Origin of the sequence: Paenibacillus popilliae ATCC 14706 (assembly GCF_000315235.1) — a bacterium.
Lineage (GTDB): Bacteria > Bacillota > Bacilli > Paenibacillales > Paenibacillaceae > Paenibacillus_B > Paenibacillus_B popilliae.
In genome coordinates this window covers 1-648 of sequence record NZ_BALG01000364.1, presented here as the reverse complement: position 1 = coordinate 648, position 648 = coordinate 1, and the positions used below count along the sequence as shown (strand labels likewise).

Below are 648 nucleotides of genomic sequence, written 5' to 3'. Positions count from 1 at the left end.
ATTGTGCCAGCACCGCATACAACTGTTGCATCACCGCTCCTCTGGTCACATCGCCCCGCACGGTCGGCACGGCTGCGGTTTGCTTTTTATCGAGACCAAGCGCATCGATTTTTTGTGAAGTCGTCTGCAGCAACATTTGCAGTTTGTCTGCCGACATGGGCTGCATGAACTCCTCCTGATACCAAGTCAACGGAAACAGTCCATAATTTTGTCCTTCCACGAGTGCTTTCTCGGCCCATATATGATACAGGGAACTAGCGGGACTCTGCGCTTCCTTAGCCTGGATCGGAGCTGCAGCTCCTTGCAACAGCATAACGACTGCGATCAACAAGGCAACGACTTGCTTGCGAAAAAAACTTTGGATTTTCATAGACATCCCTCGCTATCTTTATTATTGTAAATCTAGCTTTTCCAGTATATAATCCAGTATCTTCTCCCTATCGATTACAATATGAGCCTCAGCAAGCATGCCGTTCTTCACCATTATCAGGTATAATTGTAAGTATTTCTTCTCCGGTTTGCAATAGCTCCCCTCTATTCATTTCTTTGCTTACAATTCTTCGAGCTCCTTCGACTGTTCTGCAAGCTGATATTCACTCTGTTCTATCTCCTGCATTACCTTAAAATAGGAATCATTACTATAGTTGG

The 648-nt window shown here is 45.2% G+C and carries 1 pseudogene; it reads right to left on the bottom strand.

Annotated features, from left to right (window positions below):
• Positions 1-370 (bottom strand): annotated as a pseudogene (locus PPOP_RS17395) (TraB/GumN family protein); the annotation flags it as partial.
• Between the last annotated feature and the right edge of the window lie 278 nt (positions 371-648).